Here is a 22,680-nt window from a genome sequence, read left to right as displayed (position 1 = left end):
AAGGATCTGGGGGGAAACGTGATCCACTTCAAGGACGGCGACTACGGGCCGGAAGGAGTGCGGGTGGACCCCGCGGGGGCCGCGTTCCGGTTCGGGGCCGGGCTGTACGAGACCATCTATTACAACGGGCACGAGTTGTGCCATCTGGGCCGCCACCTGGACCGGCTGCTGCACGGGCTGCGCTCCTACGGGCTGGCCTACACCGTGGTGGACTTCCCGGAGGTGGCGGGCCAGGTCATCAACCGTAACGGGCTGGAGGGCAGCCCCGCCAGGGTGGACATCGTCTATTCCGTGGGGAGCGGACCGGCCTCGCCGGTGATCCTGGCCGAACCGTACGAGCCCAAGCCGTACAAGGCGTTCCGGCTGTGCCTGTGCGAGGACCGGCACGTCTCGGCCCTGAGCGGGCACAAGACCACCAACGGGATGTTCGCGTACCTGGCCCGGCGGCAGGCCGCAGCCTGCGGGTTCGACGACGCGGCCCTGTTCGACCTGGACGACAACATCCTGGAGGGCGCAACCGGTGCGCTGATCTTCGAAAAACAGGGCCAGTTCGTGTGCGTGGACTCCCCCTACCGGCTGCCGTCCATCGCCCTGGACCTGGCCGGGACCGTCCTGGACATCCTGCCCGTGCGGGTGCCCCTGGACGATCTTCCGTCCTTCCGGCACGCCTACCTGCTCAACTCCCTCATCGGCATGCGCCCGGTGGTGGCCGTCGGCGAGACCGCCTTCGTGCCCGACGACACCGCCTGCGACAAGGTCTCCCCCCTGGTCCTGGGCGCTTCCGACTAGCCATTCCGCGCTTTTTGTCCTAATACCCATTGTACTGGGCCAGCCTCCGCAGGAGGGCCGCTTTCTTGCCTGCATTTTTTGCTTGCATTTTAAAATAGGAATCATTACTACTTTTTCACGGCACACAATCGGCCCGCGAGCCGACAAATACCAACATACAGGAGAAGACCAATGACCAAGACCATGGAGAATCTGAAAACCGCTTTCGCCGGCGAGTCCCAGGCCAACCGCAAGTATCTCGCCTACGCCGAAAAGGCCGACGCCGAGGGCAAGCCGGGCGTGGCCAAGCTGTTCCGCGCCGCCGCTGCCGCCGAGACCATCCACGCCCACGCGCACCTGCGCCTGATGAAGGGCATCGGCACCACCGAGGAGAACCTGAAGGACGCCATCGAAGGCGAGACCTACGAGTTCAACTCCATGTACCCGGACATGATGAAGGACGCCGAGGCCGAGGGCGAGAACGCCATCCTGCGCTATTTCGGATTCGCCAACGAGGCCGAGAAGATCCACGCCGAACTGTACTCCGAGGCCCTGGCCGACCCGGACAAGTTCGCGGACGCCGAGTTTTACATCTGCTCCGTGTGCGGCCACACCATGGACGGCGAGCCCACGGACAAGTGTCCCATCTGCGGCGCGGCCGTCAAGGCCTACAAGAAAGTGGAAGCCTAGCCCTTTCGCCGACCGGACATCCCCGCGCCGCCCCGTTCCCCCCGGAACGGGGCGGCGTTTCATTTCCGCGTCTGTACAAACCGCATGGAGACAGGTACATAACCCGACATGATGGTCAATGTGGAACGACTGTCCTACAACTTCGGGTCCTACTGGGCCCTCAAGGACATCTCCTTCACCCTGGGAAAGGGCGAGTTCCTCTTTCTCACGGGCCACTCGGGCGCGGGCAAGACCACGCTCCTGCGCCTGCTCTACGGCGCGCTGCCCGTCAACCGCGGCCGCGCCTCGGTCGCCGGGTTCCAGCTCAACAACCTGAAGAAGCGCGAAATCCCCAGGCTGCGCCGCAAGGTCGGCGTGGTCTTCCAGGACTTCAAGATCCTGCCCGAGCGGACGGTCTTCGACAACGTGGCCATGGCGCTCGAGGTGCGGGGCATGCCGCGCACCCACCTGGAGCGCCGAGTGCGGGCGATCATCCGGGCGCTCGGCCTGGAGACCAGGAGCTACTCCCTGTGCGAGCGCCTCTCGGGCGGCGAGCAGCAGCGCGTGGCCATCGCCCGGTCCATGGTCGCCAACCCCGAGCTCATCCTGGCCGACGAGCCCACCGGCAACCTGGACGTGGACCTGACCCTGCACCTCATGGAAATCTTCAAGCAGTTCCACACCTACGGCACCTCGGTCATCATGGCCACCCACTCCACCGAGGTCCTCGACTGCGTGCCCGGCGCGCGCATCCTCCACCTCCAGGACGGGCGCATCGCGGAAAACGACGGTTCCGGCGACGGATTCGACCCGGAGAACGGGGAGGAAAACGGCGACGAGACCGAATTCGGCGAGGTGGGGCTGTGATCGGACCGTTCCTCCGCCTGACCCTGCGCGGCGTGGCCGACCTGCGCCTGCACCCGTTCGCCCAGTTGCTCACGCTCCTCGCCGTGGGCATGGTCACCCTGCTCACCGGGCTGATCCTGCTCGGCATGCACAACGTCAACCTGGAGCTGCTCAAGTCCAGGGGCAAGGTGGAGTTCCAGATATATTGGAAGGCCGGGGTCGCCGACGCCCAGGTGGACAAGGACTGGCAGACCGTCCGGGCCATGGACCACCTGGACTCCTTCAAGACCTTCACCCCCAAGACCGCCCTGACCGAGCTGGCCACCACCCTGGGCGAGACCGGCGACTTCGCCTGGCTGGCCGGGAACAACCCCCTGCCCTACTCCGGCCTGGCCGCCTTCGTCGTGCCGCCCGAGGCGCAGCGCGAGGGCTGGGCCGCCGACCTGCTCACCCGGCTCAAGTCCCTGCCCGGCGTGGACAAGGTCAACTACACCCCGTTCCAGGCCGATCTGGCCCAAGGCTGGCGCACCCTGACCGGCATGGTCGTCTGGCCGGTCCTCGGCTTCCTGGCCCTGGTCGTCGCCCTGGTGGTCCACAACACCATCAAGCTCTCCCTGCTCACGCGCCTGGACGAGGTCGAGATCCTCTCCCTGGTGGGCGCCAGCCCGACGTACATCCGCTGGCCCCTGCTCGTCGGCGGCCTGGTCCAGGGCCTCCTCGGCGCGGGGCTCGGCATCGGTCTGCTGGCCGCCGCCCACTCGGCCATGGCCGACGTCCTGAATTTCCCGCCCTTCCTCATCCGCCTGCAATTCCTGCCGCCCGGCCAGGTCCTGATCCTGGGCGGCGCCGTCACCCTGGTCGCCACCCTGTCCAGTTGGGTGGCCATAAAGTAGAAGACCGGGGGAAGGGGAGAGGGAAACCCTTTACTCAAAGGGTTTCCCTCTCCCCTTCCCCCGGCCCCCCATCTCCTCTTCATTCCTAAACTTTTTGGGCCGCCTTCGGCGGGGCTTGGCACTTGGGGGCGGATCAGGATTTGGAGTGCATGAAGACCGAAACGATGCGGCGGGCGTGGGCGGCGAGCTCCGCCGGGGTCGGTGTGGGAATCAGGCCGACCAAGACGTGCATGCGCAGGGAGAGCAGGCCGCCCAGCAGGAGCCGGACCCCGTACTCCGCGTCGTCGAGCCGGAACCGCTCCCGCAAGAATTCGGCCAGCCGCTCCTCGGTCCGCCGGGGACCCACCGCGAAATAGGCGCGGGTGAGCTCCGGAGCGGTCGGCCCCTCGGACAACAGCAGGCGGACCGATGCCAGATGGTCCTCGGACATATGCACCTCAAGGAACCCCTCGGCGAAACGGAGCAAGGCCTCGCGCGTGTCCGCCTCGTCCAGGGCGTCCAGAAACCCGCTCCCGCCATCCGCCCGCCGGACCTCCAGGGACGCCTGGAACAACGCCTCCTTGGATTCGAAATACCGGTACACCGTCTGCTTGGTCACCCCGGCCCGCCGGGCGATGTCGTCCATGCCCGCTCCGATGTACCCCTCGGACCGGAAAACCTCCCGCGCGGCCCGCAGGATGACGGACCGGTTCCGCTCCCGCTTTGCTTCCATCTTGGCCATGGCCGGACCTCCTTTGTTAAAAACATACTACCCAGTATGAATATTCTTGACAAGGTGCGTCCCCGACCTTAAATCATACCAGTCAGTATGATTTTAAAAGGAGCGACCATGACGTTAGCACAACTGAAGACACTTATCCCGGAAGATGCCCAGGCCAAGGGGCGGACCGCGGCGATCATGGGCGGCATCCTGCTCAGCTTCGACCCGATCTTCGTCCGGTTGTCCGGCGTGGGCGGGTACGAAACCGCGTTCCTGTTCGGCCTGTTCTCCGCCCTGTCCATGGGCACCCTGATCCAGGCGACCGACGCGCGCGGGCTTGTCGGCACGATCCGGGAGAGCGGCTGGCCGGCATTCGTCTCCGGCCTGATCATCCTGGGCAGCGCCTCCATGTTCGTGCTCAGCATCAAACACACGAGCGTGGCCAACACCATGATGATCCTGAGCGGGCGGCCCGTGCTGACCGCAGCGGCGGCCTGGCTGGTCCTCGGGGAACGGACCACCGCCAGGCTCTGGCTGGCCATCGTCGGCGTGATCTGCGGCATGGCCGTGGTCGTGTCCGGCTCGCTCCAGTCGGGCAACGTGCACGGCGACGCCCTGGCCCTGGTGGGTGTGACCTGCCTGGCCGTAAACGGGGTCATGTGGCGGCACTTCAAGTCCATGAGCCGGATGCTGGTCGTGGGCTACGGCGGCTTCTTCCTGGCCGCGATCATGTTCTTTCTGGTCGACCTCTCGGCCATCCCGGCACGCACCTGGCTGGTCATGGCCTGCATGGGCCTGCTCTCCGCCCCGGCGGGCCGCGTCCTGAACGCGGTCTCCTCGCGCTACATCCCGGCCGCCGAAATGGCCACCTATGCCCTGCTCAGCCCGGTCCTCGCCCCCATCTGGGTCTTCCTCCTGTTCCGAGAACAACCCCCGACCGCCACCCTGGCCGGCGGCACCCTCATCCTGGCAACCATCGCCACCTACATCGTCGCCACCGCCAGACGGCCATGAAGAAGCGGGGAAGGGGAGGAACACCCTTTGAAAAGGGTTCTTTCCTCCCTTCCCCGGCCCCCATCCCTCCTTTCCCAAAGTTTTTGTGTCCGCTACGCGGGTAGGCCGCAAAAGAATGTTCCCGCTTCAGCAATGAACCGGGGACCTTTTTTACCTGGAGCGATTCGGGTGCACAGCACCCGACAGCGGCTCTCTAACCGCGCTCGCACAAGGCTTGGGAGAGTGGGTCGGATGTACAGATGGCCCGCTATCGCAAGCCGCCGCTCCCTTACGAAGGAAACACTCCAGGCTGGATGGGCCGCATGGGCGGGGGGTTGAAGACGTCGTAGGGGTTGTCGACCGTCTTGGTCAGTTGTTCGACCAGGGGGCAGTTGTAGGTAGCGGCCTGGGGCTTCCAGAAGAGGCGGCCCCGGCCGCAGACCGCGATGAGCTTGCCGGCGAAAAAGACGGGGTAATAGCGGCGGACGTTCTCCGGATAGGTGAGGGTGTACACGGGCTTGTCCGGATACTTGCCCTGCAGCTCGGCCGGGGGGAACTGGACCTCCCGGAGCGGGCTCAGCCTGTGCAGGGCCTTCATGTCCACGTCGGCCGGTATTTCCAGGCAGTACTCCCGGACCTCGAACCCGCCGATGGACAGGACGTTGAGCAGGCTGACCGGGGTGTACCAGCGCAGGTGGCCGGTGTGCCACACGCCGGGGCCGTAGGGAAACCGGCCGGACATGATCTCGTGCTGGATTCTCCAGTAGTGCAGGTTGGGCGTGGCCACGATGAGCAGCCCGTCCTCGGCCAGGAACTCGCGGATGCGGGTCATGGTCAGCCACGGATCGAACAGGTGCTCGACCACGTCGTGCAGGATGATGTACTTGAAAAACCCTTTGTATTCAGGGGAGAAAATCTCTCCGCGCTCGATGTCCCGCAGCTCGATGCGGTCGATGAACGGGCTGAGCCTCCTGGCGGCCTCGGGGTCCATGTCCACGCCGAACAGCTCGGTGCACCCCTTGTCCCGCTGCAACCGGAGCAGGATGCCGCCCCAGCCGCAGCCGACCTCCAGGATGCGCGAGGCCCCTTCCGGGATCATGTCGAACACGGCCTTCCGTCCTCTGGACGTCTCGATGGTCTCTTCCCGCAACCGCTCCAGTTCCATGGCACACAGCTCCTTGTGGTTCATCAACAATCCCCGAGAAGCTACACAATTTCCCCCGAAACACCAACCTGCCGATCACCCCTGAAGCCGGTGCCCTGAGCGACCGCCCCCCTCGCACAAGGCTTTCGCTAGTGGGCCAAAAAAAGAGGGGCTCTTGTCCGAGGGGGAAAGGATGTAAATCCCCCGGACAAGAGCGCCTCCAACCCGCATTGTACGCGGGGAGCGCAGGGCTCCCGAAAAATTAAAAGCCTCGGGTGAACAGCAACAGCGTGAACGAGGCCACGGCCGAAGCGGCCTGACGCACGTGGCGGCTGTTGTTGCGGCGGGGCCGGTCGTTGCCGTTGCGGTGCGCCTCGTTGCGCATATGCATCATGGCCAGTCGGGTATCGTTGTCCATGCTCATATTCTTGCTCCTTGTTTGACGCCACCATCCGGGCGGTTTTCCATATCTGCACAACTACGGATCTTGTCGAAATCAATCCAATTGTTTTGTTTGATGCACTTGTTCGGTTTTTCTGATGACATTTCCGATCTTAATCGGATATGGTTATGAGGAACATCAAGGAGGCTGATCGGGTATGGAATTGTACCAACTCAAGACGTTCGTGGTGGTGGCCGAGGAAGGCCACCTGACCCGCGCATCGGTGCGGCTGCACACCAGCCAGCCCTCGGTCAGCGCGCACATCAAGGCGCTGGAGGAGGAACTGGAGACCAAGCTGTTCATCCGAACGCCCAAGGGAATGCGTTTGACCGAGGCCGGGGAACGCCTCAAGCACCGGGCCGAGAACGTGCTCAAGGCGGCTCGCGAGCTGAAACTGGAGGCGCGGAGCATGGGCGACGAACTGGTGGGCGACCTGTCCATGGGGCTGAACACGGACGCCGAGTACCTGCGCATCGTGCCGCTGCTGACCTCGCTCGGCGAGGACCACCCCAAGATCATCCTGCAGATCCAGCAGCGCGCCTCCACCTCGGTGCAGGGGGCCATCCGCGACGGAGAGCTCGACTGCGGGTTCATCTTCGGCGAGCCGAGGTTCCCGGAGATCAACGCCATTCCCCTGGAAAATACCCGTTTCTACGTGGCCGTGCCGGATATCTGGAAGGACCGCATGGACCAGGGGCTGGCGGGCCTGTCCGACCTGCCGTGGATTATGGACCCGTCGGACAACCCGCTGCAGCAGCTCATAGAGCCGTTCTTCAAGTCCCACGGGATCAAGCCCTCGAACCAACTGGAAGTGGACGGCGACGAGGTCATCCGCGTGCTCGTGGCCGCGGGCAAGGGGGTTTCATTTCTGCGGAAAAACGAGGTCCTGGCGGCCAACCGCATCGGCCAGCCAGTGCACTCCCTGTCCTATGACGAGCTGTCCATCCAGGCCAACTTCGTCTACCTCAAACGGCACGACGAGGACCCGGTCATGCGCGCGGTCATCGACCACGTCAAACGGTGCTGGGAAGTGGAATAGGGATCAGCAGGCGGCCTCCGGCCACAGCCCCCGGACCACGTCGGTCAGGGCCCGGATGATCGGGTCGTTCTCCCGGCTCTTGGGATACACGAAACCGATGTTCAGGGAGAGCATGGGCCCGGTCTCGCAGATCACGGCCGCGCCCTCCCGGACCATGGCGTCCGCGTCATCCTGCTTGAGCAGGGACACGCCCTTTCCGGCGGCCACCAGCTCGCGGATGACGTACTCGGAGTCCGCCTCGATGAAATCGGTGATGCTGATGCCCGACCCTTCGAACACGCCCTCGAGCACCTTCATGAATGGACACTCGACGTCCGGCCGAATCCAAGGCAGGGTCGCCAGTTGATCCAGGGGCAGGTCCTGCACGCGGGCCGCCCAGGCCGCCGGGGCCACAACGCGAACCGGGATCTCCTTCAGATGGATGTTCGCGACCTCGGCGTAGCGGTTGTCGGAAAAGGAAAAGCCCGCGTCGATGCGCCGATCGCGCACGTCCTTGAGGATCGTCCCGGAGTTGCCCTGCAGGAACTTGAGCCGCAGTTTGGGGTGAGCGTCGGCCATGGCCGCCGACAGCTCGGCCACACGTAAGAAAGCGGTGTCCGTGTTCAGGACGATGGTCAAAGACCCGGTCAGCTCCTCGCGGTACCCGGCGGCCAGGTTGGCCATGTCCTCGGCGGCCAGGAGCACGGAGTCCGCCTTGAGCTTCAGCCCCTTGCCCACCTCGGTCAACTGCATGCCGCGCGGGGTGCGCACGAACAGCGGGAGCCCCAGCTCCTCCTCCAGCGCCTTGATGTGCCCGCTCACCGCAGGCTGGCTGGCGTAAATGCGCTCGGCGGCCTTGGTCAGGTTGCCCTCCTCGGCCACGGCCACAAAGGTCTTGAGCTGATAGAGTTCCATCACCCCTCCCAGGTGCGCCGTACCAGTTCGATGATAGCCGCCAGGGACGGGAGTTCGTCCTCGCCCTTGCGGTACACGAAATTCACCTCCACCGGATGCCGCCCGACCAGCGCGCACTCGGCCGCCAGCCCGCTGTCGAGCATGGCCGCCACCTCGTCCTCGCGGACCAGGGCCAGCGCCTTGCCCTCCACCACCAGGGCCCGGATGACCTCTTCGGAATCCGCGCCGATGGTCCGGGCCGGAACGATCCCGAACCGGTTGAAGATATCCAGCTGCAACTCGCGGAACGGGCTGTGGCTGGCGGGCATGACCCAGGTGAAGGCCGACAGGGCCTCGGCGTCGGCCTCGGCCAACTCGTCCCGGACGCTCGCCGCGCCCATGATGGAATACTCCGGCTCGGCCAGCTTGATGGTCTCCAGATCCCGGTACGGATTGCCCGCGAAAACAAAACCCGCGTCCAGGTTGCGCGCCCGAATCTCGCTCAGGATCACCCCGGACGGCGACTGAATCAGCTTGAGGTTGAGCTTGGGGAACCGCTCGCTCATCAGGTCGATCAGGCTGGTGGCCTTGAGAAACGCGGGGTCCGTACACAGCCCCAGCGCCACCTGGCCCGCCACCTCGCCGCCGAGCATCACGGCCCTCGCCAGCAGCGTCTGGGCCGCGCCCAACACCTCGATGGCGTCATGCACCAGCTCGGCACCGGCCTGGGTCAGCTCCACGCCACGCGGCACCCGGTCGAACAGCCGGACGCCCAGTTCCTCCTCCAGCGCCTTGATGTGCGCGCTGACCGCGGGCTGGGTCGCGTGGATCCGCTTGCCCGCACGGGTGATGCTGCCCTCTTCTGCCACGGCCACGAACGTTCTCAGCTGATAGAGTTCCATGGACCATTCATACCCGCACCGTCCCGGACGAGCAATCGCAATTCCTTATACCCGGCGTCCGCCTTTGTAATCGGACCGCACACCCCTTTTCAGGCCAAGAAGACTCTCCATAACCACCAAAATAAGGCGAACCATGAGCGATATCCCGGATTGGAGTTATTTTTTACCGCCCGAAGACAGCTCGCACGGCACGCATCAACACCCCCCTCCGCCCTCCTGCGGATCGGTAAAATCCCGCCCTGGACCGCCGTGGCCGTACTTTTCGGCCTCGTCATGGGCTACCCTTCCTGAAGCTTTGCCATAAATAATCCTTATACCTCACGTCACACATCGTTATTGGACCGTGTTGCCCAAATGCGCATACGAGGAGGCTGAGGTTGGTTCCCGTTCAACGGATTATTCAAGGAGGTCGGGAAAATGAAGAAGTCCAACATGAATGCGCTTGTTTACCTGTTCCTGCCCGAGGATTCCACGGGCGCACCGTGGAGCAACGATCTGTGCCGTGCCGCCAACGGCCCCCTCGGCCTGGTCAAGCTCCTGTTATGGACCGGCGTGTCCATGGTCCTCAGCATAGGCATCAGCCAGCTCGTCTAATCTACAACTTTCGGCGGGCCCGATCGGGTCGGGCCCGCCGCATCCAGACCTCTCAAAGGTCCCTCTCCGGCCAAGGCCGGGCAGCAAGCCACGGAAACTCGCTGCCCGGCCTTGGTTATTTTTTGCGCGCCTCTCCCCTTCCCTCGGCCCCCCATCCCCTCTCCCTTCCTAAACTTTTTGGGCCGCTTCGCGTATGGTGCGAGCTAGGGAAATACCTTCTCTTCCTTCGTTCGAAAACGCCCCCACGCCCAAACCCCGCAAAACAAGACCCCATCCCGTGCCCCGCCTTCGCCGCAGGCGACACAAAAAGTTTGGGAGGGTCCAGGGAACCCTTTTCAAAGGGTTCCCTGGCGGGGTCCGGGGCAGCGCCCCGGCCGCCGGAGGCCCTTACACGCCCATGATGTTGTAGCCGGAGTCCACGAAGATGACGTCGCCGGTGGTGCCGGAGGACAGATCCGAGGCGAGGTACAGGGCGCATTTGCCCACGTCGTCGATGGTGATGTTCCGGTGCAGGGGGGCTTTTTCCTCGATACGGCCGAGGATGGTTTTGAACCCGGAGATGCCGGAGGCGGCCATGGTCTTGACCGGCCCGGCGGAGATGGCGTTGATGCGCACGCCCTTTTCGCCCAGGTCCACGGCGAGGTAGCGCACGCAGGCCTCGAGCGCGGCCTTGGCCACGCCCATGGCGTTGTAGTTGGCCACGACCTTGCCCGCGCCGTAGTAGCTCATGGTCAGCACGGACGCGCCGGGTTTGAACAGGGGTTCGAAGGCGCGGCACAGGGCGACCAGGGAAAAGGAGGAGACGTCCAGGGCAACCTTGTAGCCCTCGCGGCTGGTGTCGATGAACCGCCCTTTCAGGTCTTCGCGGTTGGCGTAGGCGATGGAGTGCACGAGGATGTCCACGTCGCCCCACTTGTCGCGCACGAGGTCGGTGCCGACGGCTATCTCGTCGTCGGACGTGACGTCGCACTTGTACATGAACTCACCGCCGAGTTCCTCGCAGATGGGGGCCAGGCGGCGCTCGATGGGATCGGCGGCATAGCTGAAGGCCAGGCGTGCGCCGTGTTCCTTGAGCTGCCTGGCGATGCCGTAGGCGATGGAGCGGTCGTTGACCACGCCGAAGATGAGGGCCTTTTTGTCCTTGAGCAGCATGTCGTCTCCTTTGCTTGGCGGCAGTATACTCCGCCGGTGGGCTTGTGGCGACGAAAAAATGGACCGGACAGGGCCGTCACATGGCGGCGTAGATCTCCTCGAGGATGCGGGCCGAGTTCGGGCCCCCGTCCAGGTCGAGGTTGAGCGGCGCGGCCCGGCGGTCCAGGCCTTCGCGCATGAGCGGGACCAGCCGTTCCGGGCCGAGATCGTCCTGGGTGATGACCTTGAGCCCGCCCTTTTCCTCGATGCGCCGGGCGCGCATATTCTGCTCGCGGTTCTGGAGAAAGGGATACATGAGTCCGAAGGTGTTGGTGGCCAGCAGGTTCATGGTGGTGTTGTAGCCGCCGAGCGAGACCGACAACCGGGCCAGGTCCAGGTAGGCCAGGAAGCGCTTGGTAAACCGTTTCAAGGTGATATGCGGGTGGGCTTCGACAATGGCCTGAAGATGCCGGAATTCGTCCTCTTCGGCGTAGGGCCCGGTGAACAGGGCCAGCCGGTGCGGGTGGGTTTCGTTGAGGATGGGCGAGGCGGCCAGGGCGCCGCGCAGCAGGTCGCGGCCGATGTGCCCGCCGCCCACGGACACGACCACCAGCGGGGTGTCGCCCAGTTTCAGCTCGGCGGCCAGCCGTTCGGTCTCGGCCGGGTCGGGCCTGCGGGCTACGTAGCCGGTGTAATGGACCTCGGGCACGATCCCCTCCACGCCGGGGAAGGTCTCGTCCAGGCGCACCAGGTTGGGGTCCGAGTGGACCAGGACGTGGTCGAAATTGGGGTTGAGGTAGCCGTGCACGCGCTCCACCTGGCGCTGCATGTCCTTCTTTTCCACCAGGATGTCGCGCACGGAGCAGACGGACCGGCACTTGCCGTACTCGCCCTTGCGGACCTTCTTGAGGATGGGCAAAAGCTCGAAGCGGAACTTCTTGCGCCCGAACGGGAAGAGCTCGACCATGAAGATGTCGGGCCGGTATTTCGCCATGATCTCCTTGAACAGGCGCAGGCGGCGGACCAGGACGTCGTCCACCTCGGCCCCCTCCTCCAGGGGAATGAACCGGGTGAATTTCGCGTCCATCATCAGGCCGGGCAGCTGGATGCGGGTCATGTTGGCGGGCGGGTCGAAATCCACGTGGGCACCCCCGGTGACCAGGATGACCTCGTGATCCTTGAGGGCCTTGACGATTTCCAGGGACCGGAACATGTGCCCCACGCCGAGCACGTGCTGGCAATAGAAGACGATGCGCATTACAACTCCATGTTCAACTCGCCCAGGGCGAGTTCGTTTTCGATGCATTCGATGCGGTGCAGCCGGTAGGGAAGATATGCCACGGGATCGCCGGGCAGGAATTCGGACCCGGACAGGGCGTGGGCCAGGCAGCGCAGCACCCCGTTGTGGGTGACCACCAGCACGGACTGCCCGGGGTGCTCGGCGGCGAAGTCGATGAGCGCGTCGCAGGCCCGGCAGAGCACTTCGTCGCGGCTCTCCCCACCCTCGGGCCGGAAGCCGAACCCCTTGTACTCCTGCCTGCCCACCTCCTTGCGCATGGCCTTGAGCTCGGTCTTGGTCAGGCCGGTCCACTGACCCCAGTCCTGTTCGCCCAATCGCTCGTCCTCGAACAGGGGCAGGCCCAGGACCTCGTTGACCAGAGCGCCGGTCTCTTTTGCGCGGGAAAGGGTGCTGGTCAGAATGCAGTCGAACCCCTCTCCGGCAAGGGATTCGCCCCACTTGCGGGCCATGTCGCGACCCTCGTCGCACAGTCCTATGTCCTTGTTGCCCTGGATGCGGCATTCGCGGTTCCATTCGGTCAACCCGTGGCGCATGCAAAAAAATGTCGTCATGTCAGGCCCTCGCTTCGGCCAGTTCTCGCAGCACCTCGACCACATGGTCATAGTTGCGCGCGGCGTCGTGTTCTTTGGCCACATGGCCCGGCGCGTTGGCCGCCAGGGCCCGGCACCGCTCCGGGTCGCGGACCAGTTCGTCCACACCCCGGGTGAAATCGTCGATATTCGCCTTGGTGATGATCCCGGTGTGGTTGTGGGCCACCACCTGGGGCGCGCCCTCGTCGTCGGTGGCCACTACGGGCAGGCGGCACTGCTGGGCCTCCAGGTAGACCATGCCCACGCTCTCCGCAAGACCCGGAAAGGCGAACAGGTCGCCCGCCGCGAAGAAGGTACCGAGCTTTTCGCGCTCCACCAGGCCAAGGAAACGGACCCGATCGCCGAGCAGGTTCCGGGCCTCGGGTTCCAGTTCCGCCCGGCGCGGCCCATCCCCGGCCACGGCCAGGAAGACGTCCCTGCCCCGCTCGACGAGCGCGGCGCAAGCGCGGAAGACCCAGCGCAGCCCCTCGGCCTTGACCCCGGCGCGCATCATGGCCGCCGTGAGGACCACTCTCGCGCCCTCCGCGCCCCATTCCCGGCGCAGGGCGGCCCCGGCCTCGCCGTCGCGCGTGAGCAGCCCCCGGGGCAACCCCGGGGGGACGTGGGAGTACCGGTCCGGGGGCAGCCCAAGCCTGGCGCAGCCGCGCAGATCGTTGAGCCGGTTGCAGAAGATGTGGTCCGCCCGGAGCATGGCCCGCCTGTTCAGGCGGTAACCCGGCCAGGTGGCCAGTCTTTTGCCCCGGTTGACCGCGTAGCTGGCCTGGAAGATGGCATAGGGGATGCCCAGGCGGGCCGCACAGGCAGGGCCGAACACGTCCGGTGCCTTGTAGTAGGTCCCGTAGGTCAGCCAGGCGGCGCAGCCGCGCGCGGCCTCGGCCATGCGCCCGGCGGCCCGGTACGCGCCGAACCATCGGCCGGGGCGCTTCCATATCTCCTTGGACGGGAAATGCGGCACCACAACCACCTGGTTGCCCAGGCGAGCGAGCGCGTCACGCAGGTCGCGGGCGATGGTCACGTCGCCGGAGACCGACGCGTTGTCGAGCGGCTTGAACGGAGTGCACAGGGCGATCTTCACGAGTCACTCCCGGGTTTGCATCGGGACGCCGTCATGGGAATACACCATTTTTCCGGCCCCAGCGAACCGGCCCTACTGCTTGGGCGGTACCAGGGGCAGCGGCTCGGGCTCCACCTCGGGCAGGTTGGCCAGCCGGGTTTCCACCACCTTGGGGTTCGGGTAGGTGTGCAGGATGGATTCGAGCAGCTCCTTGGCCTTGGCGTAGTCCCGGTCGTTTTCGGCGATATCCGCTTCCAGGAAAATGGCCAGGGAGCGGGTCTCGTCCGAGATGTTCTTGAGCTTGAGCAGGCTGTCCAGGGCCTTTTCCGCCTGAGACCAACTGGAGATGAAGGTGTAGCTCTGGGCCAGTTCGTAGAGGCACTTGGCCTTGGCTTCGTCGTCCGCGGCCGAGTCCGCGCAGTTCTCCAGGGTGGCGGCCACCAGGTCGTAGCTGCCCATGGAGCGGTACAGCCGGGCCATGCGCAACTGGGTCTTGTAGATGTGTTCCGGGTTGCCCTGGGCCTGGTCCAGACACTTCTCGAAGGCCTCGATGGCCTTGGCCGTGTTGCCCAACTCGGAATAGGCTTCACCCAACTGGAACATGATCTTCCAGGCCGTGTCCGGGTCGCTGCCCAGCTCCAGGTACATGGCCTCGAGCAGGACCACGGCCCGGTCGTAGTCGCCCTTGACCGACATGGCGATCTCGGCCAGGCGGTCCCAAGCCTCCTTGCGGAACTTGCCCTGAGGCTCCACCTGCAGGTAGCGCTCGTAGTCCTTTTCCGCTTCGAGGTAGAACCCCTTGGAGTAGGAGTCGCGCGCCCGCTCGATATCCTCCTGGCCGGGCGTGGAGGGCGAAGAGCAGGCCGCGACGGCAAACACCGTCGCGGCCAGCAGTATCAGTACGAGTATGCGTCGCATGGTTCCTAGGACCGGACCTCTCCCAGGTCCTCGTCATCGTCCATGACCAGGTCGAAGCCGACCACCTTGTTGTCGTCGTCCATGCGTACCAGGCGCACGCCCTGGGTGGCCCGGCCGCGCGTCTGGCTGACCTCGGCCACGGACATGCGGATGACCTTGTTCTGGGAGGTCAGCAGGATCACGTCGTCGGATTCGCTGACCATGCGCGCGCCCACGACCAGGCCGGTCTTGTTGGTCAGGCGCATGTTCAGGATACCCTTGCCGCCGCGCGTCTGGACCCGGTACTGGTCGATGCTCGTGCGCTTGCCGTAGCCGCCCTCGCTGACGGTCAGGAGCTGATCGCGCTCCTCGCCGGTGACCACGCAGGCCACGACCTCGTCGTTGGGACGCAGCGCCATGCCCTTGACGCCGGCGGTGGCGCGTCCCATGGGCCGCGCGTCGTTGATGTTGAAGCGGATGGCCGAGCCGTCGCGGCTGGCCAGGATGCAGTCCACGTCCGGCTCGATCTCGCGCACGGTCATGAGCTCGTCGTTGTCGCGCAGGTTCACGGCGCGGATGCCGGTGGTCCGGCAGTTGCCGTACAGCCCGATGGACGACCGCTTGATCATGCCCTTCTTGGTCACGAACAGGAAGAACTTGTCGTCCTCGAACTCCCTGAGCGACAGGCAGGTGGCGATGTTCTCGTCTTTGTCCAGGGGCAGGAGGTTATTGACGTGCCCGCCCTTGGCGTAGCGCGACCCCTCGGGGACCTGATGGACCTTGATCTTGAACATCTTGCCGAAGTTGGTGAAGAGCACCAGATGCTGGTGGTTGGTGGTCAGCATGAAGGTGTGGATGAAGTCGCCGTCCCCGGTCTGCACGCCCGCGATGCCCTTGCCGCCGCGTTTCTGCGCCGTGTAGTTGGACAGCGGGGTGCGCTTGATGTAGCCGCGCCGGCTCAGGGTGATGACCGTCTCCTCGTCCGGGATGAGGTCCTCGATGTCGATGGAGTCCAGGTCCGCCTTGAGCAGGTCGGACTTGCGCGGAGTGGCGTAGTTGTCCTTGATCTCGTTCAGCTCGTCGCGGATGACGCCCTTGAGGACCTCTTCGTTGGACAGGATGGACTTGAAGTATTCGATCTTCTTCATCAGCTCGGCCAGCTCTTCCAGGAGCTTGTCGTGCTCCAGGCCGGTCAGCTTCTGCAGGCGCATGTCCAGGATGGCCTTGGCCTGGACGTCGGACAGGCTGAAGCGGGACATCAACCCTTCGCGGGCCTCGTCCGGGGTCTTGGACGCGCGGATGAGCTTGACCACTTCGTCGATGTTGTCCAGCGCGATGCGCAGCCCTTCCAATATATGGACGCGCTTCTCGCACTTGTCGAGATCGAACTTGGTCCGGCGGATGATGACCTCGCGCCGGTGCTCCAGGAAGTGGCCCAGGACCTCCTTCAGGTTCAGGAGCATGGGCCGCTTGCCGACCACGGCCATCATGTTGATGCCGAAGCTGGTCTCCAACGGGGTGAACTTGTACAGCGAGTTGATGATGATGTCCGCGATGGCCCCGCGCTTGAGGTCGAGGACGATGCGGATGCCCTTGCGGTCGGACTCGTCGCGCAGGTCGGCCACGCCGTCGATCTTCTTCTCGTGGACCAGGGCCGCGATCTTCTCCACCAGGGTGGACTTGTTCAGGGCGTAGGGAATCTCCCGGATGACGATGGCTTCCTTGTGGCCCTTCCTGGCCTCCTCCACTTCGACCACGCCGCGGATCTTGATGGAGCCGCGCCCGGTGGTGTAGGCGTCGATCAACCCCTGGCCGCCGAAGACCGTGCCGCCGGTCGGGAAATCCGGGCCCTTGATGTAGTGCATCAGGGACTCGATGGTGCAATCCGGGGTATCCAGCAGGTGGATGGATCCGTCGATCAGTTCGCCCAGGTTGTGGGGCGGGATGTTCGTGGCCATGCCGACCGCGATGCCCGTGGTGCCGTTCAGGAGCAGGTTCGGGACCTTGGTGGGCAGGACCGACGGTTCCTGCAGGGTGTTGTCGTAGTTGGGCGTGAAGTCGACGGTCTGTTTTTCGATGTCCCCGAGGAACTCCGAACAGAGCTTGGCCATGCGCACTTCGGTGTACCGCATGGCGGCCGCGGAGTCGCCGTCGATGGAACCGAAGTTGCCCTGCCCGTCCACCAGCATGTCGCGCATGGAGAAGTCCTGGGCCATGCGCACCAGGGCGTCGTAGACCGCGGAATCGCCGTGCGGGTGGTATTTACCGATGACGTCGCCGACCACGCGCGCGGACTTCTTGTAGGCCCGGTTGTGATAGTTGCCCAGGTCGTGCATGGCGTACAGAATGCGCCGGTGGACGGGTTTGAGCCCGTCGCGCACGTCCGGGATGGCGCGCCCGATGATGACGGACAGGGAGTACTCAAGATAACTCTTCTTGAGTTCGCTCTCGATAGTGATGGTATCACTCATTCCTTACTTGCCTCCTAGGATGCCGGGTCCCCGCAAGGGGGACGGTTCCGGCTGTCCGGGGACCCCGTGCAGGGTTCCCGGGAATATCCCAAACGTTGTTGTCTTGCCGCCCGCTTTGCCGCTTTGGCGGGGGCGCTGGTTCCATTGAATAGAAATCCTGTCGCTTTTCGACGGTTCCGGATTGGATTCCGGACTAGATGTCCAGATCCTGGACGGCCAGGGCGTTCTTTTCGATGAACTCCCGGCGCGGTTCCACGTTGTCGCCCATGAGGTCCACGAAGATGTCGTTGGCCGCGGCCGCGTCCTCGATGGTCACCTGGAGCATGGTCCGGTTTTCCGGGTTCATGGTCGTTTCCCAGAGCTGTTCCGGGTTCATTTCGCCCAGGCCCTTGTAACGTTGGATCTGCCAGCCGCGATGGGCCTCCTCGATGACCGCGTCGTACAGGCCGAAAAAGCCGGAAACGGACTGCTCGCCCTCTTTCAGGTCCAGGGCGAAGTCGAACCCGCCGCAGGACTCCTTGAGCTCGCCGTAGGTCTTGAAGGCCGACTTGTAGAGCTTGGAGTAAAAGAATTCCATGGCCAGCCGGGTACGGTGCCCGTTCTCATTCTCGAAGACGAGATAGGTGCGGTCCTTTTCCAGCTCCTGATCGTGCTCGGACTCGATCTCCACCCGGTAGCCGTTGGTCTCGAAGTCCTTCTTGAACTGCTCGGGGTCGTGCTCCTCGAAATAGGTGAACGAGATGCGCTCCGGGAAGTCCATGAGCTTGCGGTACAGGACCGCGTCGATGCCCACGGTCTCGGCCTCGTGGAAGCGGGTGCGCAGGAAGCGGATCTTGGCCATGGTATCCATAAGCCCTTCCCCTTCCAGGACCGCGCCGCCTGCGGTCTTGACCTTGAGGTCGCCGCCGATGCGTTCGAGCAGGAAGTTGTCCAGCTCCACCTCGTCCTTGATGAAGCGTTCGAACTTGCCCTTGCTCGCCCGAAAGAGCGGCGGCTGGGCGATGTACACGTGGCCGCGGTTGATCAACTCCTCGTACTGCCTGAAGAAAAAAGTCAGCAGCAGGGTGCGGATGTGCGAGCCGTCCACGTCGGCGTCGGTCATGATCACGACCTTGTGGTAGCGCAGCTTGTCGTAATCCTTTTCCTCCTCCTCGTGGCCGATGCCGATGCCGAAGGCGGTGATCATGGCCCGGATTTCCTTGTTGCCGAGCATCTTGTCCAGGCGCGTCTTCTCCACGTTCAGGATCTTGCCGCGCAGGGGCAGGATGGCCTGGATCTTGGGGTCGCGGCCCTGCTTGGCCGAACCGCCTGCAGAGTCGCCCTCGACGATGAAAATCTCCGAGTCCGCGGGGTTCTTGGACTGGCAGTCGGCCAGCTTGCCGGGCAGGGCGTTGTCCGACAACGCGCCCTTGCGCCGGACCAGGTCGCGGGCCTTGCGGGCCGCCTCGCGCGCCCGGGCCGCGTCGACCACCTTCTCGATGATGAACCGCGCTTCCTTGGGGTTCTCCTCGAAGAAGGTGTTCAGCTTCTCGTAGATCACGCCCGCCACCAGTCCGGCCGCCTCGGAGTTGCCGAGCTTGGTCTTGGTCTGGCCTTCGAACTGCGGATCGGGCAGCTTGACCGAAATGACCGAGGTCAGCCCCTCGCGCACGTCGTCGCCGGTCAGCTTCTGGACCAGCTTCTTGGGCAGGTCCGCGTTCTGCACGTAGTTGTTGATCGCCCTGGTCAGGGCGGTCTTGTACCCGGCCAGATGCGTGCCGCCTTCAATCGTCCGGATGTTATTGGCGAACGTGTAGGTGTTTTCCTTGTAGCTCGACGTATATTGCAGGGCGAACTCCACGATCATGTTCTCGGACTCGCCCTCGCCGTAGACGATCTCGCCGATGGTGTTCAGGTTGGAGTTGATGTCCTGGACGTACTGCCGGATGCCGCCGTCGAACTTGAAGGTCTCGGCGTTGCCGCTGCGCTCGTCCTTGAACTCGATCTCCAGGCCGGAATTGAGGTAGGCCAGCTCGCGGAACCGCTTGCGCAAGACGTCGTATTCGAACTGGTTGACCTCGAAAATCTCCTCGTCGGGCCTGAACCGCTGGGTGGTGCCGGTGGCGTCGGACGGGCCGATCTCCTCCAACTCGTGGGTCACGTGGCCGCGCTCGAACTTCATCCGGTAGGTCTTGCCGTCGCGCCGGACCGTGGTCTCCATGAACTCGGACAGGGCGTTGACGCAGGACACACCCACGCCGTGCAGGCCGCCCGAGACCTTGTAGGAGTCGTTGTCGAACTTGCCGCCAGCGTGCAGCGTGGTCATGGCCAGTTGGACGGCCGGGACCTTCTCCTTGGGGTGGATGTCCACCGGGATGCCGCGGCCGTTGTCCGTGACCGTGCAGGAGTTGTCCATGTGCAGGGTGACCTTGATCTTGTCGCAATAGCCGGCCATGGCCTCGTCGATCGAGTTGTCGATGACTTCGTAGACCAGGTGGTGCAGGCCCCGGATGTCCGTGGACCCGATGTACATGGCCGGACGTTTCCGGACGGCCTCGAGTCCCTCAAGTACGGTAATCGACTCGGCGTTGTACTGTTTTTCGCTCATTTATGCGTTTTCCTCGGTATAGTAGGTCTCTTCCTGGATCATCATGGGCATGACGATCACGTTGTAGTCCTTGTCGTCGGAACCGGTCAGGCCGCACGGGGCCTCGGTGCCGGTCAGGGTGAACTTCACGGTGGGAGAGGCGAAGTGGTTGAGTATCTCGATCAGGTTCCGGGTGGGGAAGGCGATCCGGGCCATGTCGCCGGTGAAGGTGGCGTCGATGGATTCGCGCGCCGTGCCGGTCTCCTGGCCCTGGGCCGACACCGTAACTTCGTTGTCCGCGAACGAGAAGTAGGCGCAGCGGTTGGAGTCGGTGTTGAACAGGGCCACGCGGGACAGGGCGTCCACCAGGTCCAGCCGGTTGACCTCCAGGGTGGAGACGTTGTCGTCGCCGAGCCGCGCCAGGAAGTTGTTGTAGTTGGGATACTGGTAATAGGACAACGGCAGGGTGAAGGTCTCGCGCTTGTCCCCGGTGCGGAAGAACAGCCGCTTGTTGGAGATGGCCAGCTCGATCTCGTCGGCGGTCAGCCATTTCTTCAACTCGGTCAGGTATTTCTTCTGGATGAGTACGCCCTCTTCCGGGAGCATGGCGTAGATGTCGTCGTTGACGAAGTTGAGCATGGCGAACTGGTGGCCGTTCAGGCCGCAAACCTCCACGGTCTTGTTGCCGTCCTTCTCGCGCGGGACCATGTAGATGCAGGCGATGGCCTCCATGGAATCCTCGTCCGAGATGCAGAACGAGATCTTGTCGATGATCTCGTGCAGGAAGTCGCCGGACCAGTAGACCGTGTTGTCCTCGGGGAAGGAGGAGAACTTCTGGAACCACTCGGGGTCGTTCACCGGGAACTTGTACTTGCGGGCTTTCTGCTCCACCAGCACGTTCTGGTCGGACTCGTCCGTGCGGATGGTCAGCTCGCCCTGGTCGGACTTGAGCTGTTTGACCAGGTCGTAGAAGGCGCGCCCCTGCACGCCGGCCAGGCCCTCGCCTTCGAGCGCGGCGGGATAGGAACCCATGAACTCCAGGTTGGAATCCGTGCTCATGATGTTCAGGTTCCCGTTTTCGCACTGGAGCCAGATGGTCCGCAGAAAGGCTGCGCCGGTTTTGGCCGGGATGATATTCGCCGACTTCTGGAGTCCTTCGATGATTTCATCTCGGTTCACTTTCAGAAACATAGAAAATATCTCCTTGATTGAGATTTATTACCTCGGTTCCTTTGTTCCTTTCGGAATCAAGAACTTGTAATTGTTGTTTTTTTTAAGCACACACGTTGTCATGAATTTGGAACCGAACGTGCCTGAAACGGCCGATTCCGAAAATGATCACGACATGCGACATTTATTCTTCAAGGTTTTCAACAGTTGTTTCAATTCGAAGTCATCTTCTTGTAATTGATCGATTTTTTTAACCGAGTACAGGACCGTGGAGTGATCCTTTCCGCCGAACGCCCTACCCAGCGCCGGATACGAGGTGCTCAGCATCTGACGGCACAGGTACATGGCCACCTGGCGGGCATGGGCGATGTGCTGATGCCGTTTGGTGCCGGTCAGGTCCTTGACGTGCACGCTGAAGTGTTCGGCCACCACGCTTAAGATCTTCTTGGGCGTCAGGTCGTCGGTGGTCTTCTCCTCGGTGTTGGCGAGGATGTGTTCGAAATCCTTCTGGGAGAGGTCCTGCTTGACCAGCTCCTTGAAGGCGAAGAGCTTGAGCAGGATACCCTGGAGATAGCGGAAATCCGTAAACCGCTGGGCCAGGGTCAGGACCTGTTCCTTGCTCAGGGAGAGCCGCTTGGCCCGCACCTGGCGCTGGATGTACCCCACCCGGATTTCCAGGTCCGGCTCCTTGAGGGTGACGATGAGCCCCCAGCCGAGCCGGGATTGCAGGTTGTCGTCCAGGAAGTCGTAGCTGGTCACCTTTTCGCGGCAGGCCAGGACCATCTGCTTCTTGTTGTCGTAAAAGTGATTGAAGATATTGACCAGTTCCTGCTGGAAATAGGGGTGTTCCTTGATCTTGTGGAAGTCGTCGATGAACAGGAAATTGTACTCGAACAGATGGTTGCGCGCCTTGAACGGGTCGCCCTTGAAGCGGATGGAATAGAGCGAGTTGAGTTCTTCGAGCGAGCCCATGAAGATGGTCGAGTAGTCGTGTTTCTTGGCGATCTCGTTGGCCACGGACTTGAGCAGGTGGGTCTTGCCCGACCCGCCCGGCCCGCAGATGATGAACGGGTTGAACAGGGAGCCGGACTGCTTGGCCACTTCCTTTGCCGAGGCGATGGGGAAATAATTTTTCTTGTTGATCAGGAAGGTGTCGAAGGTGAATTCCTGGCCGAAGGGGAAATCGATGCGCTTGACCACGTCGGCCACCTGCACGCCGCGCAGCCGCTCCGGAGTATCGCTGTCCTTGTAGCTGACGACATACCCGTTGCCCAGGAACATGTTCAACTGTGCCTCGAACTTGTCCTGGATTTCTGACTCGAACCACCGGGCGAAAAACGCATGGGGAAAACCCACGGTCAGCCGTTTGTTTTCCTCGGAGTAATCGAAGGAGAGCGGGTCGTACCAGCGCTTGAGTTCCTCGTCCGTGCAGGTTTGGAGGAGATGTTGCCGAAGTGATTCTTTCACAATAGGGGGGTGCTACTTATAACTTGTTGAATTTGCTTGTTTTAAAAAAACAAAATTCGAGTCTAAACAATTTCCCGAAATTTATTTGATTCTATACCCCAAAACGGCCCCAAAGCCAAGCTTTTCCGCCAATTTTTCCCTTATTTCCCGCCCGAAAAACGTGCTTTCCGG

21 protein-coding genes are annotated in these 22,680 nt (G+C 63.3%); 7 read left to right on the top strand and 14 right to left on the bottom strand.

The features are described 5' to 3' along the window. The first annotated feature begins 18 nt into the window (after positions 1 to 18). The 4 genes from V8V93_RS02735 (at position 19) to V8V93_RS02720 (ending at position 3,176) form a co-directional block, all read left to right on the top strand. A complete protein-coding gene (locus tag V8V93_RS02735; RefSeq protein ID WP_338668841.1) occupies positions 19 to 789 on the top strand; it encodes an aminotransferase class IV in 771 nt (256 codons plus the stop codon). Between the two features lie 171 nt (positions 790 to 960). Continuing rightward, entirely contained in the window at positions 961 to 1,458 is a 498-nt protein-coding gene (locus V8V93_RS02730) for a rubrerythrin family protein (RefSeq protein WP_338668840.1), read from the top strand. Between the two features lie 111 nt (positions 1,459 to 1,569). Next, complete coding sequence (gene ftsE / locus V8V93_RS02725) at positions 1,570 to 2,304, top strand: cell division ATP-binding protein FtsE (RefSeq protein ID WP_338670223.1); 735 nt, start codon at positions 1,570 to 1,572, stop codon at positions 2,302 to 2,304. After that, positions 2,301 to 3,176, top strand: a complete 876-nt coding sequence (locus V8V93_RS02720; protein WP_338668839.1) for a cell division protein FtsX — start codon at positions 2,301 to 2,303, stop codon at positions 3,174 to 3,176. The genes ftsE and V8V93_RS02720 overlap by 4 nt, the downstream gene beginning before the upstream one ends. A gap of 133 nt (positions 3,177 to 3,309) precedes the next feature. Here V8V93_RS02720 and V8V93_RS02715 read toward each other — a convergent pair whose 3' ends face one another. Beyond that, positions 3,310 to 3,897 carry a TetR/AcrR family transcriptional regulator gene (locus tag V8V93_RS02715; protein WP_338668838.1) on the bottom strand — a complete coding sequence of 196 codons (588 nt, stop codon included), beginning with the start codon at positions 3,895 to 3,897 and terminating at the stop codon, positions 3,310 to 3,312. Positions 3,898 to 4,005: 108 nt separating this feature from the next. On the opposite strand from V8V93_RS02715, the gene V8V93_RS02710 reads away from it, so the two are divergent. After that, the gene (locus tag V8V93_RS02710; RefSeq protein WP_338668837.1) at positions 4,006 to 4,890 is read left to right on the top strand and encodes a DMT family transporter; all 885 of its coding nucleotides are present in this window, start codon (positions 4,006 to 4,008) and stop codon (positions 4,888 to 4,890) included. 268 nt (positions 4,891 to 5,158) lie between these two features. Here V8V93_RS02710 and V8V93_RS02705 read toward each other — a convergent pair whose 3' ends face one another. Both V8V93_RS02705 and V8V93_RS02700 read right to left on the bottom strand, forming a co-directional pair. Next, a complete protein-coding gene (locus tag V8V93_RS02705) occupies positions 5,159 to 6,058 on the bottom strand; it encodes a class I SAM-dependent methyltransferase (RefSeq protein WP_338668836.1) in 900 nt (299 codons plus the stop codon). Between the two features lie 217 nt (positions 6,059 to 6,275). Continuing rightward, on the bottom strand, positions 6,276 to 6,437 hold the full coding sequence (locus V8V93_RS02700; RefSeq protein WP_338668835.1) for a hypothetical protein: 162 nt from the start codon (positions 6,435 to 6,437) through the stop codon (positions 6,276 to 6,278). A gap of 175 nt (positions 6,438 to 6,612) precedes the next feature. Here V8V93_RS02700 and V8V93_RS02695 point away from each other — a divergent pair, with 175 nt between their 5' ends. Beyond that, complete coding sequence (locus tag V8V93_RS02695; RefSeq protein ID WP_338668834.1) at positions 6,613 to 7,494, top strand: LysR family transcriptional regulator; 882 nt, start codon at positions 6,613 to 6,615, stop codon at positions 7,492 to 7,494. A 3-nt stretch (positions 7,495 to 7,497) separates the two neighbouring features. Here the strand turns inward: V8V93_RS02695 and V8V93_RS02690 are convergent, their stop codons facing one another. Beyond that, the gene (locus tag V8V93_RS02690) at positions 7,498 to 8,388 is read right to left on the bottom strand and encodes a LysR family transcriptional regulator (protein WP_338668833.1); all 891 of its coding nucleotides are present in this window, start codon (positions 8,386 to 8,388) and stop codon (positions 7,498 to 7,500) included. Beyond that, positions 8,388 to 9,269: a LysR family transcriptional regulator gene (locus tag V8V93_RS02685; RefSeq protein ID WP_338668832.1), complete on the bottom strand. Its 882-nt coding sequence runs from the start codon at positions 9,267 to 9,269 to the stop codon at positions 8,388 to 8,390. The genes V8V93_RS02690 and V8V93_RS02685 overlap by 1 nt, the downstream gene beginning before the upstream one ends. Positions 9,270 to 9,686: 417 nt before the next feature. Here V8V93_RS02685 and V8V93_RS02680 point away from each other — a divergent pair, with 417 nt between their 5' ends. Continuing rightward, a complete protein-coding gene (locus V8V93_RS02680) occupies positions 9,687 to 9,863 on the top strand; it encodes a hypothetical protein (protein WP_338668831.1) in 177 nt (58 codons plus the stop codon). Positions 9,864 to 10,250: 387 nt separating this feature from the next. Here V8V93_RS02680 and V8V93_RS02675 read toward each other — a convergent pair whose 3' ends face one another. The 9 genes from V8V93_RS02675 to V8V93_RS02635 all read right to left on the bottom strand — a co-directional run bounded on the left by V8V93_RS02675 (position 10,251) and on the right by V8V93_RS02635 (position 22,509). Continuing rightward, positions 10,251 to 11,015, bottom strand: a complete 765-nt coding sequence (locus V8V93_RS02675) for an enoyl-ACP reductase FabI (RefSeq protein WP_338668830.1) — start codon at positions 11,013 to 11,015, stop codon at positions 10,251 to 10,253. Between the two features lie 76 nt (positions 11,016 to 11,091). Continuing rightward, positions 11,092 to 12,252: a glycosyltransferase family protein gene (locus V8V93_RS02670; protein ID WP_338668829.1), complete on the bottom strand. Its 1,161-nt coding sequence runs from the start codon at positions 12,250 to 12,252 to the stop codon at positions 11,092 to 11,094. After that, entirely contained in the window at positions 12,252 to 12,845 is a 594-nt protein-coding gene (locus tag V8V93_RS02665) for a histidine phosphatase family protein (protein WP_338668828.1), read from the bottom strand. The genes V8V93_RS02670 and V8V93_RS02665 overlap by 1 nt, the downstream gene beginning before the upstream one ends. A 1-nt stretch (position 12,846) precedes the next feature. Further along, positions 12,847 to 13,959 (bottom strand): glycosyltransferase family 4 protein, encoded by a 1,113-nt coding sequence (locus tag V8V93_RS02660; RefSeq protein ID WP_338668827.1) that lies wholly within the window; start codon positions 13,957 to 13,959, stop codon positions 12,847 to 12,849. A 72-nt stretch (positions 13,960 to 14,031) separates the two neighbouring features. Then, positions 14,032 to 14,856: a tetratricopeptide repeat protein gene (locus tag V8V93_RS02655; protein WP_338668826.1), complete on the bottom strand. Its 825-nt coding sequence runs from the start codon at positions 14,854 to 14,856 to the stop codon at positions 14,032 to 14,034. A 5-nt stretch (positions 14,857 to 14,861) separates the two neighbouring features. Next, the gene (gyrA, locus tag V8V93_RS02650) at positions 14,862 to 17,306 is read right to left on the bottom strand and encodes a DNA gyrase subunit A (protein WP_338668825.1); all 2,445 of its coding nucleotides are present in this window, start codon (positions 17,304 to 17,306) and stop codon (positions 14,862 to 14,864) included. A 193-nt stretch (positions 17,307 to 17,499) separates the two neighbouring features. Next, the gene (gyrB, locus tag V8V93_RS02645; RefSeq protein ID WP_338668824.1) at positions 17,500 to 19,893 is read right to left on the bottom strand and encodes a DNA topoisomerase (ATP-hydrolyzing) subunit B; all 2,394 of its coding nucleotides are present in this window, start codon (positions 19,891 to 19,893) and stop codon (positions 17,500 to 17,502) included. Beyond that, positions 19,894 to 21,063, bottom strand: a complete 1,170-nt coding sequence (dnaN, locus tag V8V93_RS02640) for a DNA polymerase III subunit beta (protein WP_338668823.1) — start codon at positions 21,061 to 21,063, stop codon at positions 19,894 to 19,896. It lies immediately after the preceding gene. 147 nt (positions 21,064 to 21,210) lie between these two features. Next, positions 21,211 to 22,509 carry a DnaA ATPase domain-containing protein gene (locus tag V8V93_RS02635; RefSeq protein ID WP_338668822.1) on the bottom strand — a complete coding sequence of 433 codons (1,299 nt, stop codon included), beginning with the start codon at positions 22,507 to 22,509 and terminating at the stop codon, positions 21,211 to 21,213. Positions 22,510 to 22,680 lie beyond the last annotated feature (171 nt).

The organism is Pseudodesulfovibrio sp. 5S69 (assembly GCF_037094465.1).
GTDB classification, from domain to species: domain Bacteria; phylum Desulfobacterota; class Desulfovibrionia; order Desulfovibrionales; family Desulfovibrionaceae; genus Pseudodesulfovibrio; species Pseudodesulfovibrio methanolicus.
This window is presented reverse-complemented; position numbering and strand designations above follow the sequence as displayed.

Bases quoted from the DNA above. Each gene is read 5' to 3' on its own strand.
- V8V93_RS02730 (WP_338668840.1), top strand. From the start codon at position 961: ATGACCAAGACCATGGAGAATCTGAAAACCGCTTTCGCCGGCGAGTCC.
- ftsE (WP_338670223.1), top strand. From the start codon at position 1,570: ATGGTCAATGTGGAACGACTGTCCTACAACTTCGGGTCCTACTGGGCC.
- V8V93_RS02715 (WP_338668838.1), bottom strand. From the start codon at position 3,897: ATGGCCAAGATGGAAGCAAAGCGGGAGCGGAACCGGTCCGTCATCCTG.
- V8V93_RS02710 (WP_338668837.1), top strand. From the start codon at position 4,006: ATGACGTTAGCACAACTGAAGACACTTATCCCGGAAGATGCCCAGGCC.
- V8V93_RS02705 (WP_338668836.1), bottom strand. From the start codon at position 6,058: ATGAACCACAAGGAGCTGTGTGCCATGGAACTGGAGCGGTTGCGGGAA.
- V8V93_RS02700 (WP_338668835.1), bottom strand. From the start codon at position 6,437: ATGAGCATGGACAACGATACCCGACTGGCCATGATGCATATGCGCAAC.
- V8V93_RS02695 (WP_338668834.1), top strand. From the start codon at position 6,613: ATGGAATTGTACCAACTCAAGACGTTCGTGGTGGTGGCCGAGGAAGGC.
- V8V93_RS02690 (WP_338668833.1), bottom strand. From the start codon at position 8,388: ATGGAACTCTATCAGCTCAAGACCTTTGTGGCCGTGGCCGAGGAGGGC.
- V8V93_RS02685 (WP_338668832.1), bottom strand. From the start codon at position 9,269: ATGGAACTCTATCAGCTGAGAACGTTCGTGGCCGTGGCAGAAGAGGGC.
- V8V93_RS02680 (WP_338668831.1), top strand. From the start codon at position 9,687: ATGAAGAAGTCCAACATGAATGCGCTTGTTTACCTGTTCCTGCCCGAG.
- V8V93_RS02675 (WP_338668830.1), bottom strand. From the start codon at position 11,015: ATGCTGCTCAAGGACAAAAAGGCCCTCATCTTCGGCGTGGTCAACGAC.
- V8V93_RS02670 (WP_338668829.1), bottom strand. From the start codon at position 12,252: ATGCGCATCGTCTTCTATTGCCAGCACGTGCTCGGCGTGGGGCACATG.
- V8V93_RS02665 (WP_338668828.1), bottom strand. From the start codon at position 12,845: ATGACGACATTTTTTTGCATGCGCCACGGGTTGACCGAATGGAACCGC.
- V8V93_RS02655 (WP_338668826.1), bottom strand. From the start codon at position 14,856: ATGCGACGCATACTCGTACTGATACTGCTGGCCGCGACGGTGTTTGCC.
- gyrA (WP_338668825.1), bottom strand. From the start codon at position 17,306: ATGAGTGATACCATCACTATCGAGAGCGAACTCAAGAAGAGTTATCTT.
- gyrB (WP_338668824.1), bottom strand. From the start codon at position 19,893: ATGAGCGAAAAACAGTACAACGCCGAGTCGATTACCGTACTTGAGGGA.
- dnaN (WP_338668823.1), bottom strand. From the start codon at position 21,063: ATGTTTCTGAAAGTGAACCGAGATGAAATCATCGAAGGACTCCAGAAG.